The 15,696-nt window shown below is 70.3% G+C and carries 14 protein-coding genes and 1 pseudogene; 3 read left to right on the top strand and 12 right to left on the bottom strand.

All coding sequences use genetic code 11. The annotated features are described in order from the left end of the window. Window positions 1–26 precede the first annotated feature (26 nt). The 3 genes from ACZ4S3_RS14590 to ACZ4S3_RS14580 form a co-directional block, all read right to left on the bottom strand. Window positions 27–1,541: a DEAD/DEAH box helicase gene (locus tag ACZ4S3_RS14590; protein ID WP_467932062.1), complete on the bottom strand. Its 1,515-nt coding sequence runs from the start codon at window positions 1,539–1,541 to the stop codon at window positions 27–29. A gap of 345 nt (window positions 1,542–1,886) precedes the next feature. After that, entirely contained in the window at window positions 1,887–2,090 is a 204-nt protein-coding gene (locus tag ACZ4S3_RS14585; RefSeq protein ID WP_069775160.1) for a cold-shock protein, read from the bottom strand. Window positions 2,091–2,867: 777 nt separating this feature from the next. After that, the gene (locus ACZ4S3_RS14580) at window positions 2,868–3,905 is read right to left on the bottom strand and encodes an SMP-30/gluconolactonase/LRE family protein (RefSeq protein ID WP_467932061.1); all 1,038 of its coding nucleotides are present in this window, start codon (window positions 3,903–3,905) and stop codon (window positions 2,868–2,870) included. A 165-nt stretch (window positions 3,906–4,070) separates the two neighbouring features. On the opposite strand from ACZ4S3_RS14580, the gene ACZ4S3_RS14575 reads away from it, so the two are divergent. Continuing rightward, window positions 4,071–4,514 carry a MarR family winged helix-turn-helix transcriptional regulator gene (locus ACZ4S3_RS14575; RefSeq protein ID WP_467932060.1) on the top strand — a complete coding sequence of 148 codons (444 nt, stop codon included), beginning with the start codon at window positions 4,071–4,073 and terminating at the stop codon, window positions 4,512–4,514. Between the two features lie 127 nt (window positions 4,515–4,641). On the opposite strand, the gene ACZ4S3_RS14570 is transcribed toward ACZ4S3_RS14575, so the two are convergent. Further along, window positions 4,642–5,025: a winged helix-turn-helix transcriptional regulator gene (locus tag ACZ4S3_RS14570; RefSeq protein ID WP_467932059.1), complete on the bottom strand. Its 384-nt coding sequence runs from the start codon at window positions 5,023–5,025 to the stop codon at window positions 4,642–4,644. Between the two features lie 177 nt (window positions 5,026–5,202). On the opposite strand from ACZ4S3_RS14570, the gene ACZ4S3_RS14565 reads away from it, so the two are divergent. Together ACZ4S3_RS14565 and ACZ4S3_RS14560 are read left to right on the top strand one after the other, a co-directional pair. Beyond that, on the top strand, window positions 5,203–5,691 hold the full coding sequence (locus ACZ4S3_RS14565) for a luciferase domain-containing protein (RefSeq protein WP_467932058.1): 489 nt from the start codon (window positions 5,203–5,205) through the stop codon (window positions 5,689–5,691). Between the two features lie 115 nt (window positions 5,692–5,806). Continuing rightward, on the top strand, window positions 5,807–6,337 hold the full coding sequence (locus tag ACZ4S3_RS14560) for a DUF6640 family protein (RefSeq protein ID WP_467932057.1): 531 nt from the start codon (window positions 5,807–5,809) through the stop codon (window positions 6,335–6,337). A 36-nt stretch (window positions 6,338–6,373) separates the two neighbouring features. Here the strand turns inward: ACZ4S3_RS14560 and ACZ4S3_RS14555 are convergent, their stop codons facing one another. From ACZ4S3_RS14555 to sbnB, 8 genes and pseudogenes are all read right to left on the bottom strand, one after another. Further along, window positions 6,374–7,297 carry a squalene/phytoene synthase family protein gene (locus ACZ4S3_RS14555; protein WP_467932056.1) on the bottom strand — a complete coding sequence of 308 codons (924 nt, stop codon included), beginning with the start codon at window positions 7,295–7,297 and terminating at the stop codon, window positions 6,374–6,376. A 118-nt stretch (window positions 7,298–7,415) separates the two neighbouring features. Beyond that, window positions 7,416–7,919, bottom strand: a complete 504-nt coding sequence (locus ACZ4S3_RS14550) for an ABA4-like family protein (protein ID WP_467932055.1) — start codon at window positions 7,917–7,919, stop codon at window positions 7,416–7,418. Next, on the bottom strand, window positions 7,916–8,830 hold the full coding sequence (locus tag ACZ4S3_RS14545) for a hypothetical protein (protein WP_467932530.1): 915 nt from the start codon (window positions 8,828–8,830) through the stop codon (window positions 7,916–7,918). The genes ACZ4S3_RS14550 and ACZ4S3_RS14545 overlap by 4 nt, the downstream gene beginning before the upstream one ends. 320 nt (window positions 8,831–9,150) lie before the next feature. Then, window positions 9,151–10,089: pseudogene (locus tag ACZ4S3_RS14540) on the bottom strand (hydroxyacid dehydrogenase); the annotation flags it as partial. A 186-nt stretch (window positions 10,090–10,275) separates the two neighbouring features. Continuing rightward, window positions 10,276–11,643, bottom strand: coding sequence for a benzoate/H(+) symporter BenE family transporter (locus tag ACZ4S3_RS14535; protein WP_467932528.1), 1,368 nt, complete (start codon window positions 11,641–11,643; stop codon window positions 10,276–10,278). Further along, complete coding sequence (locus ACZ4S3_RS14530; protein ID WP_467932054.1) at window positions 11,637–12,839, bottom strand: trans-sulfuration enzyme family protein; 1,203 nt, start codon at window positions 12,837–12,839, stop codon at window positions 11,637–11,639. Before ACZ4S3_RS14530 ends, ACZ4S3_RS14535 begins: the two co-directional genes overlap by 7 nt. Then, entirely contained in the window at window positions 12,836–14,695 is a 1,860-nt protein-coding gene (locus ACZ4S3_RS14525) for an FAD/NAD(P)-binding protein (protein ID WP_467932053.1), read from the bottom strand. Before ACZ4S3_RS14525 ends, ACZ4S3_RS14530 begins: the two co-directional genes overlap by 4 nt. Beyond that, complete coding sequence (gene sbnB / locus ACZ4S3_RS14520) at window positions 14,689–15,690, bottom strand: 2,3-diaminopropionate biosynthesis protein SbnB (RefSeq protein ID WP_467932052.1); 1,002 nt, start codon at window positions 15,688–15,690, stop codon at window positions 14,689–14,691. The genes ACZ4S3_RS14525 and sbnB overlap by 7 nt, the downstream gene beginning before the upstream one ends. Between the last annotated feature and the right edge of the window lie 6 nt (window positions 15,691–15,696).

The following is a 15,696-nucleotide window of genomic DNA, read 5'->3' as shown; positions in this document are numbered from 1 at the left end:
GCTGAGCGTGACCGTCCGGGACCGGCCTAGGCGGCCGGGGCCGAGGAGGTCTGCCGCGCCGTCGGGGTCGCGGTTCGGGATGATCCGGCGGCACGGCGGGCCTGGGCGGGGCGGCTGCGGCGGCCGCGCGTGGAAGAGCCGCTGCGCTTGGCGCGTTCGACGACTGGTGCGGCGATGGTGACCGGGATGCCGGAGGGTGCCTGGGCTCCGGTGATACGGCTCAGTTCGGCCTCGCCGGAGCGGACCTGGGTGGACTGCGGGGTGATGCCCGCGTCCGCCATCAGGCGATTCATGGTGCGGCGCTGGTTGGGCAGGACGAGGGTGACGACGCTGCCGGACTCGCCGGCGCGGGCGGTGCGTCCGCCGCGGTGCAGGTAGTCCTTGTGGTCGCTCGGCGGGTCGACGTTGACGACGAGGTCGAGGTTGTCGACGTGGATGCCGCGGGCCGCAACGTTGGTGGCCACCAGGACGGTGACATGTCCGGTCTTGAACTGGGCCAGGGTGCGCGTGCGTTGGGGCTGGGACTTGCCACCATGCAGGGCCGCGGCGCGCACGCCGCTGTTCAGCAGGTGCTTGGTGAGGTTGTCCACGGCGTGCTTGGTGTCCAGGAACATGATCGACCGGCCTTCGCGGGCCGCGATCTCGGTGGTGGTGGCGTGCTTGTCGGCACCGTGGACGTGCAGCACGTGGTGCTCCATCGTGGTGACCGCGCCCGCCGAGGGATCGACGGAGTGGACCACCGGGTCGGTGAGGTAGCGCCGGACCAGGAGGTCCACGTTGCGGTCCAGGGTGGCCGAGAAGAGCATCCGCTGCCCCTCGGGACGGACCTGATCGAGCAGAGCGGTGACCTGAGGCATGAAGCCCATGTCGGCCATCTGGTCGGCCTCGTCCAGCACGGTGATGGCGACCTGGTTCAGGCGGCAGTCACCGCGCTCGATGAGGTCCTTGAGCCGTCCCGGCGTAGCGACGACCACTTCGGCGCCGCCGCGCAGTGCGCTGGACTGCCGGCCGATCGACATCCCGCCGACGACGGTGGCCAGCCGCAGCTTCAGCGACCGGGCGTAGGGGGTGAGTGCGTCGGTGACCTGCTGGGCCAGCTCCCGGGTGGGGACCAGGACCAGGGCCAGCGGCTGGCGGGGCTCGGCGCGCTGTCCGCCGGTGCGGGCCAGCAGGGCCAGACCGAAGGCCAGCGTCTTGCCCGATCCGGTGCGTCCGCGGCCGAGAACATCGCGTCCGGCCAGCGAGTTCGGCAGCGTGGCGGCCTGAATGGGGAACGGGGCGGACACGCCTTCCGCGCCGAGGGCCGCCAGCAGTGCCGGCGGCATGTCCAGCGCGGCGAAAGTCTCGGCCGGGGGCAGGGCGGGAGTGTGGGTGACGGGCAGGGCGAACTCTCCCTGCAGAGTCGCGGGACGCCGTCCAGGGCCTCCGGAACGGCCCGTGCCCGAGCGGTTCGGCCCACCGGAGCGGTAGCCGCCGCGACCTGAGCCGGACGAGCCGGCAGAGCGGGAGTTGCGGTCATTCGTGCGAGCTGTGCGGTTCATGGAGAACCTTCCTCGATGCGGTACGTCGAGGAATTCCCGGCGGCAATAAGCCGCACACAAGAATCGCCAGAACGAACCGATGAAATGAGATGAAACGAAGCGGGGCGGAATATGTCGCCCCTGCACGCCGAAGCGGGACCGGCAACGCCACAAAGAAGAGCGAAGCAGTTGCCGGATCATGAATCCGGGCGGATTGCCCGTCGCGGGATAGCGGTCGGGAAATCGAACTCGCTGCCCGCACGCCGCTTGTGCGGCCGTTGCGGGGCACCCGGGAAACACCGAAAAGCAACGAGCTGGGGCCCGCACCCCAAGGTGCGGGCCCCAGCTACGATGTACGCGTCAGCGTCAGGCGGGAACGATGTTCTCGGCCTGCGGGCCCTTCTGGCCCTGCGTGACGTCGAAGTTCACCTTCTGGCCCTCCTGCAGCTCGCGGAAGCCCTGGGCAGCAATGTTCGAGTAGTGGGCGAAGACGTCGGCGCCGCCGCCATCCTGCTCGATGAAGCCGAAGCCCTTTTCCGCGTTGAACCACTTCACGGTGCCAGTAGCCATGTCATATCTCCTTCGGGGCAGTGCCCGGAGCCCACACCATGCGGGCTCCGTGTCGCTGCGTTGATTGCCCGTCCGGAAATAAACACCGGAAATACGAAAGCGCTCCGCCCTGTACGACAGCGAGCACGCTTGCAAGTCTTGGGAACCACAACTGCAACTGAGATCGACGGTAGCACGGTACTGGCGGCCATGCGCGGCACATGATCCCGACGGTTTCGAGAGGGTAAAAAACCCTTACCGCACCAGTGGCCATTTCTGCAGTTGCGGCATGAGATATTCAGTATCGGCGCTCGCCCCTATTCGACCGGAAATGCGTCGACCCCCTCGGCCACCGCCCAGGCTCCGCAGGCACGGGCCGAGCACCAGCCGTGCCTGGCCGAACCACACCACACCACACAACCGTCGGGGGCGGATCGCGGCGCGGCACGGCCTGTACCGGTCCACCGAATCAGCAGTCCAAGCGGGCGCGGGGTCAGAGCACTCATGGTCACCCGGGAGGACGAAACCCCGACGAACCTTTGGTTCGATTCCCGTCACCCGCTCCATACGAAAGCCCCGGGTCAGGGACCTGGGGCTTATCTGTTGTCCGGTCCACTCGTAGAGCGCGCGCCCTGCACGTGCCGTAACGCGCCTGCCGGCGGGCGGAGTTGGCGCCCACAAGCCCCCTCGCAGCTATGAACTCGCGGAGAGGCACGGTGGGGTGGATGCGGGCGCGGACCAGGAGATGCGCAGCCCTTTCCTGCCGCGGATCATGAAGGTCCTCGTCGGGACGACGGTTCAGATGCCGTCCGCCTCGGCCACCGTGAACGGCTGCGGCGTCCCGGGGCCCATCGGGCCGCCCTTGTCGAACTGGGAGCGGACGACGAGCGTCCGGCCGCGGCTGTGGACGATCGTGGTCGGGATCCGGAGCGCCTGGTCGGTGATGCGGCGCTCCATGCGGGCGGACGCGCCATCGTCGCCGACCTTCCACCGGCTGATGGCGTTGGTCACGTTGTGAACGACCCAGAGGGTGGTGCCGCGCATTTCGAGGCCGTCGCCGTGCAGCGCGTCTCCGCCGTGCAGGGCGACTTGGCGTACCGCGCCCGACGCGACGTCGACGCGGTAGAGGGTGCCCGCGTTCATGTCGACGGTCAGCAGATAACGGCCGGAGGGGTCGGCCACGATGCCGTTGAGTGCGACGCCGCCGGCCGGGGTGTTGGGGAGCGCACCGGCCAGGTCGTAGGCCGTGGTCAGCTCGGCACGCCCGCCGTGCGCGGCGGCCCGCGCCAGCTGCCGGGGCGTGACGCGGTAGAGGACACCCCGGTAACTGTCGGTCAGATAGGCGCTGCCGTCCGGGGCGATCGCCAGGTCGTTGACGAACGACTTGGCGCTCCCGGTCACGTCGAAGCGGGCGATGAGCTTGCGGTCGTGAAGGTCGTAGACGGCGACGCCGGCGGTCGAGTCGATGACCCACAGCCGGCCGGCGCGGTCGACCTTCAGGCCGTTCGCGGTGGTGCGCCGGTCGGTGCCGGACGGCAGGAAGACCTGGGCGGTGCGGTGGCCGGGCGTCGCCTTGTAGACGGCGCCGGTCGCGTATGAGCCGACGTAGATGTCGCCGGTGCGCGGGTCGGCGGCGATGCCTTCCGGGTAGACGCGGGCACCGGGCAGGTCGTACGCGGTGAAGACGCGGGCGCGGGTGTCGTGCCGGGCGGCGGTGTGCGAGGCCGGTGATGTGGCCGCGGGTTGGCCGCTCGCGGTGGCGGCGAGCGGCACGACGACGGCGGTCAGGGCCAGGGCGGCCGAGATCAGAGCGCGGCGTGTGAGCGCTTGGGACATGGGTGGGTGCCTCCCCGTTGCCGGCGCACGCGAGTGTCGTCCGCATGCGATCGAATGCACACGAAGCTACATTCGAACTCTAACTCTCGTCAAGACTCTAATTGTCGTATGGGTGTTCATTCCTGGGTGAGAGCTTCCCTGCTTTATGGCCGTTACGATGCGGAGATGACGTCCATGCCCGTGTCCGAGCGCCTCGGTTCTTCCATCAAGCGCGCCGAGCAGGCTCTGAACGGCGCCAAGCACGCGGCGCTGAAGCCGGCCGGTCTGACGGTCCCGCAGTACGCGGCTCTGCTCTACAGCTCCGAGCGGCCCGGCATCTCGGCCGCCGCGCTGGCGCGGGCGTGCGGAGTGACACCGCCGACCATGAACACGGTGCTGAAGAACCTCCAGGAGCGCGGTCTCATCGAGCGCACTCCGCACGAGTGGCACAAGAACGTCCTGGAGACCCGGCTCACGGATGAGGGCCGCGCCGTCATGGAGAACGCCGACGCGCGGGCGGTACCGGTGGAGCGGGCGCTGGCCGCCGAGTTCACCGACGAGGAGCGGGCAACACTTGTCGGCCTGCTCGGCCGGTGCGCCGCCCTGCTCGATTCCGTGCGGCCTGACTAGCTAGGGCCTGTCCGGCGGTGGAACGGCCGGGGCGGCAGCGGACGGACGAATTCCCCTTCGGGTCGGGACAGGGTCTCGTCACGTGCGGCACGCACCTTGGCGTCGAGGCCTTGCGCGACCTCCCGCTTCAGCCCTCCGCCCAGGCCGCCTCTTCCTCCTGTGCCGTGTCGTAGGCACCGCGCGCGGCGGTGACCTGCGGCAGATGCGCCTCGGACCAGTCATGGAGGGTCTGGAAGACCGGGACCAGGGTGCGGCCCAGGTCACTGATCTCGTACTCGACCCTCGGTGGGATCTCCGCGTGGTACGTGCGGATCACCAGGCCGTCACGTTCCAGCTGGCGCAGGCGCTGGGTGAGGACCTTGGGAGTGATGGACGGCACGAGCCGCTGCAGCTCGTTGAAGCGCAGCCGTCCGTGATGTTCGAGCACCCACACGATCGGGGTGGTCCAGCGGCTGAACAGCAGGTCAACCACCGGATTGATCGGACACGCCTGCTTCGCCGGCTCGGCCATGGTCCCTCCTCGTTCGCTGCGCGCCTGGCAGGTACCGGGCACTTTCCTCCAGGTAACCACTATATCGAGGAAAGTAACGTGGAGGGAGACAGTGACCCGGCACCGGCCGGACCGCGGACACCCGTCCGACCGCCGCCCGGCAACGGGCCCGGCCCCTGACGCGAAGGAGGCAGCACCATGACGTTCCCGACACTCCCCGAGCGGGAGGGGACGCGGCCCGAGACCGGGCCCGAGCTCCCCCACCTGCAGCTGAGCCAGACGAGCCCCCCGCAGATCCGCGAAGAGCTGCGGCAGTGGATGGCCACCACCCTGCCCGGCATCACCACGGGCCACAGCGAGGTCTCCGTCCCCAGCACCTGGGCGGTCTTCCTCGGCCGGAACATCCCGGACCCCGACGCGTTGCTCTTCCCGCCGCGCTGGGACGCGGAGTTCGTGCACCTGCACGCCGACGGCAGCCTCCACCTGGCCCTGGACCCGGCCGACCACGCCCGGTTCCTGACCTCCGGATGGGGCGAGAAGCACCCCCTCCACGACCGCGGCATCAACGCCGTCATGCTCTACGCCCCGCGCGACCGGGCCGAACTGGCAGTGGCCAAGCAGGTCATCACCGCCTCCTACCGGTACGCGACCGGACACGCCCCGGACACCACAACCGCCGCGGCATAACCCGGAACCGGCCGCGCCCCCACTCCGGGGCCGGCCGGACCGTCCCCACCCCCGGCCTGCCTGCCCGCCGCTCGCCGGCAGCTCGCCCGCACCCACTCAACGAGAGGCCACATCCATGTCCGCTTCCCCGTCCCCCGAGCACCCGCAGCGCAGCGCACAGCCCGCCGCCGTCCCGAGCGGCGCCGCCCGCGGAAAGAACACCAAGACCCGGGACATGACCGGCAAGATCCTGCTCACCCTGGTCGCGATGTTCACGGCGATCTCGCCCTATGTCGCCGACTGGAACCACACCCACGTACTGAACCCGCTCTGGCCCCCGCACGCCCGCTTCCACAACGGCCAGACCATGGCGATGGGCACCCTGCTCGCCCTGGCCGCCCTGTTCTTCATATGGCGCCGGCGCGGCGACGCCCGCACCAACCTCTACGCCACGATCGGCTTTGCCGTCCTCTACTGGGTCAGCCAGGCGCTGGCCATCCTCTACCCCGGCGCCGCCTACTTCGACCCGCAGTTCGACAAGCCCGACATGTACATCGCCGGACTCCCCGTCCAGGCCGTCATCGAGATCGTCATGCTCGGCCTCGTCACGACCGCGGCCGTGCTGCGCCGGCCGGCACTCGCGCGCAGCGCGTCGGACGACGGCTGACCGGCAGCGTGACGCGCCCAGGACCGGGCCCGCGGATCAATCGGTACGAGAGCGGCGCAGGCTGCGCGTGTGGCGGAATTCGCGTATGAGGATCTTCAGCATCGCGGAAACGGCGGGGCGTGCGGGGGCGGTCAGGAGGCCCGGTCCTTTGGCCCCGGCCGCGTCGGCGGTGGCCTCTTCCAGGGCGATCAGAGCCCGGACGAAGGGACGGTTGGCGGGCGGCAGGAACCCGGTCACACAGTGACTGGCGGCAAGGGCAGTGCGGGCCTGTTGGAGGAGGTGCCGCAGCAGGGTACCGACTCCGGGGGTTTCCTGGGCGTGTACGAGGTCCTCACGGGTCACGCCGTGGCTCGACAAGGTGTCCTGAGGGATGGTCAGCCTGTCGTCGGCCAGATCTTCGGCGAGGTCATTGGCGAAGTCGAGTCGCTGGCTGCCGTCTATGTAGGCGCGGCAGGCAGCGCGGTAGCCGGCAGGTTCGTCACCGGACACGAGCAGGCAGGCAACCAGCATAAAAGCGGGCAGTGAGTACTGGTCGAGGTAGCGCTGGTAGTCCGACTCCGCGGCAAAGCCCGTGAATTCGAGGTCGGTGGCCGCGGTGCGGAGAAAGTCCTCGACATGCCCGAGGAGCTGGGGATGGCAGGCGCCGGTGTGCAGGAGCGGGCGGATCACGGGGTGGTCGCTGATGCCGGTGGCCAGGGCCTGGCTCACCTCTTTCTCCCATGCCGCATAGGCGGCAGCGCGCTGGGGCAGCGGGCCGTGGTCGAGGAGGTTGTCGGTGTGGTGCATGAAGGCGACGGCGGCGATCAAGTGGGGGGCCAGGGGGCGCGGCAGGAGCAGTAGGACCGCGGTGTAGGCCGCGCGTTTGTAACGGGCCACCAGCGAACGCTGCCGGGTGAAGTCGTCGCGTATCTGCGGGTCGTGAATGCCCGCGGCATCCAGCCTGGTGGTCCACATGCTCATCCGGCGTTCCTTAGTTGACCCTGGCCTTCGTGATGGCGTCGATGATGCCGTGCGGCCGGCTCGCAGGTGAGGAAGCGGCAGGCCGTTTCCAGGGTCAAAAGCGGGCTCGAGCTGCTGATCAGCCGTCTGTGGCGGGCGAGGCCGGGCCGTGCTCGGCCTGCGTGGCTCCGCGGGACGCGGCAGCCGCGAGGTCGTCGCGGGTCGGACGCCGTGCCCACGCCGTTCGCAGCCCCAGGAACACCAGCAGCCCGAAGGGCGACAGCAGGATCGTGAAGACCAGCAGGGGCCCCATCAGCAGGGCGGGGATCCTGAGCCGTCTGGCCTCCCGGTACATCCACTGCCCGATGAGGAGATCCCAGGCGATGACCTGCGACCAGATGGCCCCCGCACCGTCCGCGAGTGCCGTCAGTTCGCGGAAGGTGCCGAGGTCCGGGCTGCTGACCGCGGTCCAGAGTTCGGGGAACACCGGGACGGCGAGCGCGAGATAGACGAGCAGTACGGGCACCACGGTCACCGGTGACCCGGCGATGCGGGCGGTCGGGCCCCACCCGGGGGCGAAGATCATGAGCAGCCAGACGGGTGCGGCCAGCCAGAAGGAGAGCTCGAAGAGGAATCCGGTCATGACACGAGCTCCTTCGAGGCACTGACGTCTTCACCAGTTGCCGTGCCCGCAAGGGGAGTCGGAACCCGCAGGGATCCGTACGTCCCGAGAATGACGGCCACCAGGATCAGGCCGGCCGCCCCCAGCGTCACGCCGTCCGGCTGGATCAGCGGCTGACCCCGCAGCGCCTGCCAGAGGAGCAGAGCGAAGGCGGCGGCGTACACACCCGAGGCGAGCAGCACCAGGCGCATCCGTACCCGGTCGTCGGCAAGGCGGGCGAAGCGCGGTGCGAGGGCGGTCAGCACCATGACCAGCAGCGGCAGGAGCTGCAGTGCATGCATGCCGACGAAGTGCGGGATCCGCAGATCTCCGCCGGTCGTCGACCAGCCGGTCAGCGGCATGGAGGGACCGCCGTCCGGCACGCCCACGCTGTGCGCGCCGACCACCTTGGAGACGCCGCGCCGCTGCCCCGGTGCGGGCTGCGTCATCAGGAATCCGACGGCAGCCCCGGCCAGCGCCAGGAAGATGCCCGAGCGCATCGCCCAGGCGGACGCACGGTCGGCGATTCGGGTGCGGAGCAACAGCACGGCGACGGCGAGCGTGCCGAGCCACAGGATAACGACCGTGACGGCCATCACGTTGAACAGCGCCTCGTCGAAGGGCGTTTCGTGGTTGAAGTGGCTGCGCTTCCCGCGCATCGTCTGCCCGGCGATGATCACCATCTCGACGAGGCCGGCCAGCGCGACGACCGTCCCCGCCCACCAGCCCACGCGTCGGCCTCGGGGGAGAAGCGACAGCATCCAGGCCAGGGAGAGGCAGTACGCCACGAAGGAGACCGAGAACTTGAGCGGCTTGAACCAGATCGGCGCGCCCACCAGCACACGGTCGTCGGCGACGAGCCCCACGGCCGATACGACCGCCATCACCACCATTGCCGCCGAGAACAGCACCAGCGGCCGATGCCACGACCGCCATGGAGCCGAAGGCCACCACGACGGCACAGACCACGAAGGCGGAAGTGATGAAGACATGGATGACTCCCCTCGTGGATAGCAGCACTATCCGCTATCCGATAGCTCAACTATCCATGAGGGGAGGCGAGCCGGCAAGGGCCGGCGAGGCGAGCAGGGCGAAGAAGGCCAAGGAGTGAACCGGCACTGGCGGCGGCTGCGGGCCCACGCGGACCCGCGCGGACCCGGCCCCGGAAGCGGCGGGGGCTTTACGACCGCAGACTCAGCGCCCGCTCCGGCGTGTTGGCCGCGTCCGGCACCGGCTCGCCCTTCAGCGCGAGGGCTACGGACCGGGCCACGAACACGCCCGCCTTCTCCTGCGCCTCCACGGTGCCGGCACCGAGATGCGGGGTGGCGACGACGTTTTCGAGGGTGAACAGCGGCGAGTCGGTGCAGGGCTCCTTGGCGTACACGTCGAGCGCGGCACCGGCCACCCTCCCCTCCACCAGGGCCTCGTACAGGGCGTCCTCGTCCACGATGCCGCCACGGGCGACGTTGACGACGCGTACCGACGGCTTGACCTTCTTGAGTTCCTCGCGCCCGATCAGTCCCGTGGTCTCCGCGGTCTTGGGCAGGTGGACGGTGAGGAAGTCGCAGCGTGCGAGGAGTTCGTCGAGCGGCAGCGGCTCGATGCCGTGTGCCACGGCCCGCTCGGGCGTCACGTACGGGTCATAGGCGATCACCTCCATGCCGAAGGCCGCCATCCGCTGGGCCACCAGCAGCCCGATACGCCCCAGCCCCACCACCCCCAGGACCTTCCCGGACAGCTCGGTGCCGGTGAACCGGCCGCGCTCCCAGCGGCCGTTCTTGAGTGTGGCGTCCGCCTGGGGAACATTGCGGGCCACCGCGAGGAGCAGCGCGCAGGTCAGCTCCGCGGCGCTGACGATGTTGGCGGTGGGGGCGTTGACCACCAGCACACCGGCTTCCGTCGCGGCGGGTACGTCGATGTTGTCGAGCCCGACACCGGCCCGGCCGATGACCTTCAACACCAGTGCGGCGGCGATGGCTTCGGCGTCGACCTGCGTGGCGCTGCGCACGAGCAGAGCGTCTGCGTCGGCGAGATGTTTCAGGAGCTCAGCGCGGTTCGTGCCGTCGCAGTGGCGGATCTCGTAAGCGGGACCGAAGGCGTCGGCGGTGGCGGGAGAGAGTCGTTCGGCGAGGAGGATGACGGGCTTGCTCATGGGAACGTCCTGGTGTGTGAGGGCACATGGGCGTATGGGCCCGTGCGCGTATGGTCCCGTCGGCGTATGGGCGCATGGGGACATGGACGGCCGACGGCCGCCCCGGTCGGGGGGCCGGGGCGGCCGTCTTTCGGTTGCGGATCAGTTGACGGTTCCGGTGCGGTCAGGTGCCGCTTCCGGTGTGGGTCACTTGTCGGTGGTTCGGGTGCTGCGCCAGCGGGTCAGTACGAGATGGGCCGAGAAACCGAACACCAGCCCCCAGAAGGCCGAGCCGATGCCGAAGAGGGTGACTCCCGAGGCGGTGGCCAGGAAGGTGATCAGGGCGGCCTCCCGGTCCTTCTCCTCCTTGACCGCGCCGCTCAGACCACCGGCCAGTGCCCCGAAGAGGGCGACTCCGGCGATGGCGGCGACCAACTCCTTCGGCAGGCCCGCGAAGAAGACCACCAGGGTGGTCCCGAAGGCCCCGATCAGGAGGTAGAAGGCGCCGCATGCGATGCCGGCGATGTAGCGGCGCTTGGGGTCGCGATGGGATTCGGGGCCGGTGCAGATCGCCGCGGTGATGGCCGCGAGGTTGATGGCGTGCGACCCGAAGGGGGCGAGCGCGGTGGAGACCAGGCCGGTCGAGCCGATGAGCAGCCGGTCCTTGGGCTTGTAGCCGGACGCGGTGAGCACGGCCATACCGGGGGCGTTCTGCGAGGCCAGGGTCGCCAGGATCATGGGCACCGCGATGCCGATGAGCGAGGCGACGGAGAACGCGGGCGTGGTGAACACCGGGCGGGCCAGCTCGATGCTGTCCAGGTGAATGTCCAGGCGCGAGGTGGCGGCGCCGGCCACCACGCCCGCGGCGAGCGCGATCAGTACCGCGTACCGGGGCAGCCATCGCTTGCCGAGCAGGTAGACCAGCAGGACGGCCCCGGCGATCCACGGTGCGGTCTTCAGCGAGGCGAAGACGCCGGTGCCGAAGGAGAAGAGGATGCCCGCGAGCATGGCGGAGACCACCGCCGTGGGCACCTGCCGCATCAGCCACCCGAACACCCCGGTCAGTCCGACCAGGGTGATCACCACGCCGGTGACGAGGAACGCGCCGATGGCCTCCGCGTAGGAGTAGGCCCCCAGGCTGGTGACCAGCAGTGCGGCGCCGGGCGTCGACCACGCGGTGATGACCGGCATCTTCGTCCGCAGGCTGAGCCCGATGCAGGTCAGGCCGCTGCCTATCGAGATGGCCCAGACCCAGGAGCCGGTCTGCGCCTTGTCGAGATGCCCGGCCGCGGCGGCGGCGAGCACGATGACCAGCGGTCCGGAGTACGAGACCACGACGGCCACGAAGCCGGCGAGGACCGCGGACAGCGACATGTCGCGCAACAGCCGCGGGCCCGGTGAGCCGACCGATTCCGACGGGTGGGCGGGGGCGGGCGACGAGGCGGTGGATGCGTCGACGGTGCCGGTGGTGTCGGTGTCGCTGCCGGTGGTACTGGCGTCGTCAGTGGTGCCGATGCCCCCGGTGGTGCTGGTGTCGTCAGTAGTGCTGGTGCTGCTGGTCTCGGAGCTCAAGATACGTCCTTCGCGGCGCGTTCCAGTGCCTGCTCCAGATCGGCCACGAGGTCGGCCGGGTCCTCGAGTCCGATGGACAGCCGGAGCATGTCCTTGGGGGAAGTGCTACCCGCTCCCTCGAAGGTGTAGCGGTGCTCGATCAGGCTTTCCACACCGCCCAAGGACGTGGCCCGGATGAACAGTTCGCAGTGTTCGGCCGCGCGCAGCGACCGCTTCCAGTCCCCGGCGACGTGCAGCGAGAGCATTCCGCTGAAGCCGCCGGTCATCTGCCGGGCGGCGACCTCGTGCCCCGGGTCGGTGGGCAGGCCGGGGTAGGCGACCCGGCTCACCAGCGGGTGCTCGGAGAAGTGCTCGGCCAGCGACATGGCGGTGGCCGAGATCTGGCGCATGCGCGGGTAGAGCGTACGTATCCCGCGCATCAGCAGATACGTCTCCCAGGGGCCGAGGATCGGACCGGTCAGGCGGCGGTGCAGGCGCAGCCGCTCCCACAGGGCCTGCTGCTCGTCGGTGAGCGCCGGCGCGGCCACGAGGAGCCCGGCCACCACGTCGTTGTGGCCGTTGAGGTACTTCGTCCCGGAATGCATGATCAGGTCGGCGCCGAGATCGAAGGGCCGGGCATGCACCGGGGTGGGGACGGTGTTGTCCACGCCGAAGAGGGCGCCGGCCCGGTGCGCGATGTCGGCGCAGGCCGCCAGGTCGGTCACCAGCCAGGTGGGGTTCGCCGGGGATTCCGCCCACAGCAGGGCGGTCGGCGCGGCGTTCACCGCCTCGGCCACCGCGTCCAGATCGTCCATGGGGACGCGTACGACCTCCAGGCCGCGCTGCGGGCCGAACTCCAGCAGCCACTTGGTGAGCCCGAAGTACATGGTCTGCGGCACCACGACCCGGGCCCCGGCGGGCAGGACCTGGAAGACGGCGGTGGCGGCGGCCATGCCGGAGGCGAACACCAGCGCATCCGAGCCGCCCTCGAGCCCGGCCACGACGCCCTCGAGCTGCTCGTAGCCCGGGGTGCCCTGGTCGCGCAGGTAGGCGAGGCCGGCCGGGGTGCGGTACTGGTCGTCGCGGGCGAAGGTCGCCCCCATGCTCACCGGCGGCGGCACGGCTCCGGTCGTCGGGCAGCGCCAGCCGTCGCCCTGCGCGGCTCGGGTCTCGACGCGGTACTCACGGGTCCAGGGGGTGTAGGTGTCGCGGTTGCTCATGATGTCCTCGTGATCAGGGCGGGCAGGGCGGTACGGAGGGCGAGTTCGGCGTCCTTCAGCGCGCGGGACGGCGCGCCGGGCGACGGGACGTAGTGGTTGTAGTAGCTGGACCCTTCGGTGTGCGGGCCGAGGAAGAACAGCGCGGACCGCACCTCCCCGGCAGGGCCGATGCCCTGTCCTTCGCGGGTGACATGGAGCCCCGGGACCCGGCGGCCGCGGACGGCCAGGGTGGCGACGCGGTCCGCCGCGACGAGGCGCCCGAGCAGGGAGGCGGGGAGCCGGTCCGCGCCCGGTTCGGCGACATGGCCGTGCACGACGTACTCCACCTCGACGGTCTCGGGCCGCGCCAGGCAGGTGGACTCCAGTCGCCAGGGGCCCGCTCCGGCCGGCGCGATGACCTTGGGCTGCGGGCCGGGGCCGAGCCGGAGCACGCCGGCGGCCAGCAACGACAGCAGTTCCGCCGACCGGTCCAGCTGCGGGCCGATCACCACGCGGTTGACCGTGGAGGTGAACTCCCCGAAGAAGTGCTCCAGCGAGGCGTCGTCCACTCCCGGGGAGTCGATGACGGCCCGGAGGGCGTCGCGGTGGTCGCGCAGCACCTCCAGGGCTTCCTTGACCGGGCTGACGCCCAGCCCCTCGCGGGCCTCGCTCAGGTCCTCCCCGACCTGAGCGGTGAACCACTCGGCGTACTCCGGCGCATCACGCCACTGCCGGTCGGTGAGCCGCTCGGCCAGCACCCCGTGCAAGGGGTAGGGGCCCAGCTCCGCCCGTACGGACGCCAGCGCGCCGTCACAGCCCAACCGGTCGACCCGGCGGGCCAGTTCCTCGCCCGCTTCTCCGGCGTCGCCGGTCTTTTGGGCCAGGACGGCCCGGTAGTAGGCCAGTTCCATCTCGGCCTCGACCAACGGCAGAACGTCTTCGGCGAACTGGAGCCGGCCGCCCTCGCGCACCTGGCGCAGGGCCAGAAGCCGGTCCGGCGTCAGCGCGAGCGGGGCGAAGCGGGCCCGGCCCGGGTTGAGGTACGGGCGGCTGCGCGAGGGCATCCCGGAACGGTTGGCCAGCACGATCCGCGGCTCGCGGCCGCTGGGTACGTAACGCAGGCCGCCGTCCTCCGCCGGCTCGTGCCGGCCGCCGCGCCCCAGGGTCAGGGCGGCGATCACGTCCATGGCCGTCAGGCCCATGCCCAGGACCGCGACCGCGTCGCCGGGGGCGAGGCGCTCGAGCGCCTCGGGCAGCGGGTAGGGGCGAGTGATCAGCCGTGGCTCAGCCGCCGGTTCGGAGGGCAGGTGGAGCGAGTGGTGTCCGACGGTCACGAAAACCGCGTCGGCTTCCAGGCGGGTGCCGTCGTCGAGGACGACGGTCTCCCCGCCGTCGGGGCCGGGCTGGATGTCGGTGGCTGTCGTGGCGTGCCGTATCAGGGTGAAGCCGGCGGGCGCCGCGGCGACGATGCGGTCGGCAGCCCAGGTGAGGTATTCGCTCAGCAGCCGGCGCGGCAGAAAGTCGTTCGGCCGGATCTCCCGTCCGTCCCCCGCCCGGACGGTGTAGCCGTCGTCGCCCAGGCCCAGCTCCTTTTCACGGCACCACTCGTACAAGGAGGGGCCACCCACCCGCGTGGGCCCGTCCACCATCTCTTCGTCTGCGAAGGCGGTGACCTGCGTGCACACGGTGTTGAGCAGGAGATAGTCGGGCTGGTCCGCGCGGTGGAAGCCGGGGCCGAGGGGCTGGGGGTCCACGAGGTGAACGGTGAGCGGGAAGGGCTCCGCCAGACAGTGGCTGACCAGCCGTTCCACGATGCCCAGTCCACGCGATCCGGCTCCCACGATGGCAAGCGTGGGGTGCTGCTCCCTGGTCACCATCGGCGCGTCTCCCCGAAGAAGTTGGGGACGGCAATGGCCGAGCCCGCGGCGCGGGCCTGCTCCAGGACGTATGCGCCGACCGCCAGGTCGAGGACGCCGAGGCCGAACGGCGAGAAGATCACCGGCCGGTTCGCCGCCAAGGAGACCTCGCCGTTCAGGACTCCGGCGAGCGTGCCGGTCACGAAGTCCCGTGAGCCGGTCAGCTGCTCGGCCAGGTGGGGCGAGGTGTTGGCCTTCAGGCAGTGATCCACATCGTCGACGATGTTGTCCGCTTCCAGCACCACCTCGGGCGCGAGGTCCCGCAGCGAGATGTTCAGCACGACCTGGCCGGGCTTGAACGGCGTGGTGACATACGGCTCGAGCGCGGTGGTGGCGAAGACCACGGTCTCGGCCTCCAGCGCGGTGCCCAGGTCAGCGGCGAACGACGCGGGGCGCTGCTGGGTGGTGCGCAGATGGTCGACCAGGGCCTGGCCGGACTCCTCGTGGAGGTCGTGCACGATGTACGCGTCGGGAGCGCAGCCGGCGGCGTGGAGATAGTCGCAGATGTTGCGGGCGATCACGCCGCCGCCGACGACCGCGATACGGGTGCCCTCAAAGCCGGCCGGGCGCAGTGTGGTTGCCGCGACGGCGGCGGACGCGGCCGTGCGGGCGGCGCTGATGTTCGCGGCTTCCAGGCAGGCGATCGGGTAGCCGGTCTCGTAGTCGTTGAGGATCAGCACGGCGGAGGCGCGGGGCTTTCCGGCCTCGGTGTTCTTGGGGAAGCTGGCGATCCACTTGATGCCCGCGAGCTGGACGTCGGCGCCGAGGTAGGCGGGCAGCGCGATGATCCGGGAGTCGGGCTTCTCGGGGAAGCGGAGGAAGTAGCTGTCGGGGTTGACGCTCTCTCCGGCTTCGTGGCTGCGATAGGCCTGGCTCACGATGCCGAGGACCTCGGCGCGCTTGTCGCTCAGTACCTCGCGTACGGTCTCGCCGGCCACCACATCGAAGTCAAACATAGAATT

The organism is Streptomyces sp. NPDC028368 (assembly GCF_055565615.1).
This window is presented reverse-complemented; position numbering and strand designations above follow the sequence as displayed.

What these genes read in the sequence shown, in the direction of transcription:
- ACZ4S3_RS14570 (WP_467932059.1), bottom strand. Translation starts at nt 5,025, where the DNA reads ATGGCCGAGCCGGCGAAGCAGGCGTGTCCGATCAATCCGGTGGTTGAC.
- ACZ4S3_RS14585 (WP_069775160.1), bottom strand. Translation starts at nt 2,090, where the DNA reads ATGGCTACTGGCACCGTGAAGTGGTTCAACGCGGAAAAGGGCTTCGGC.
- ACZ4S3_RS14550 (WP_467932055.1), bottom strand. Translation starts at nt 7,919, where the DNA reads ATGACCGGATTCCTCTTCGAGCTCTCCTTCTGGCTGGCCGCACCCGTC.
- ACZ4S3_RS14565 (WP_467932058.1), top strand. Translation starts at nt 5,203, where the DNA reads ATGACGTTCCCGACACTCCCCGAGCGGGAGGGGACGCGGCCCGAGACC.
- ACZ4S3_RS14590 (WP_467932062.1), bottom strand. Translation starts at nt 1,541, where the DNA reads ATGAACCGCACAGCTCGCACGAATGACCGCAACTCCCGCTCTGCCGGC.
- ACZ4S3_RS14555 (WP_467932056.1), bottom strand. Translation starts at nt 7,297, where the DNA reads ATGAGCATGTGGACCACCAGGCTGGATGCCGCGGGCATTCACGACCCG.
- ACZ4S3_RS14560 (WP_467932057.1), top strand. Translation starts at nt 5,807, where the DNA reads ATGTCCGCTTCCCCGTCCCCCGAGCACCCGCAGCGCAGCGCACAGCCC.
- ACZ4S3_RS14580 (WP_467932061.1), bottom strand. Translation starts at nt 3,905, where the DNA reads ATGTCCCAAGCGCTCACACGCCGCGCTCTGATCTCGGCCGCCCTGGCC.
- ACZ4S3_RS14530 (WP_467932054.1), bottom strand. Translation starts at nt 12,839, where the DNA reads ATGAGCAACCGCGACACCTACACCCCCTGGACCCGTGAGTACCGCGTC.
- ACZ4S3_RS14525 (WP_467932053.1), bottom strand. Translation starts at nt 14,695, where the DNA reads ATGGTGACCAGGGAGCAGCACCCCACGCTTGCCATCGTGGGAGCCGGA.
- ACZ4S3_RS14545 (WP_467932530.1), bottom strand. Translation starts at nt 8,830, where the DNA reads ATGGTGGTGATGGCGGTCGTATCGGCCGTGGGGCTCGTCGCCGACGAC.
- ACZ4S3_RS14575 (WP_467932060.1), top strand. Translation starts at nt 4,071, where the DNA reads ATGACGTCCATGCCCGTGTCCGAGCGCCTCGGTTCTTCCATCAAGCGC.
- sbnB (WP_467932052.1), bottom strand. Translation starts at nt 15,690, where the DNA reads ATGTTTGACTTCGATGTGGTGGCCGGCGAGACCGTACGCGAGGTACTG.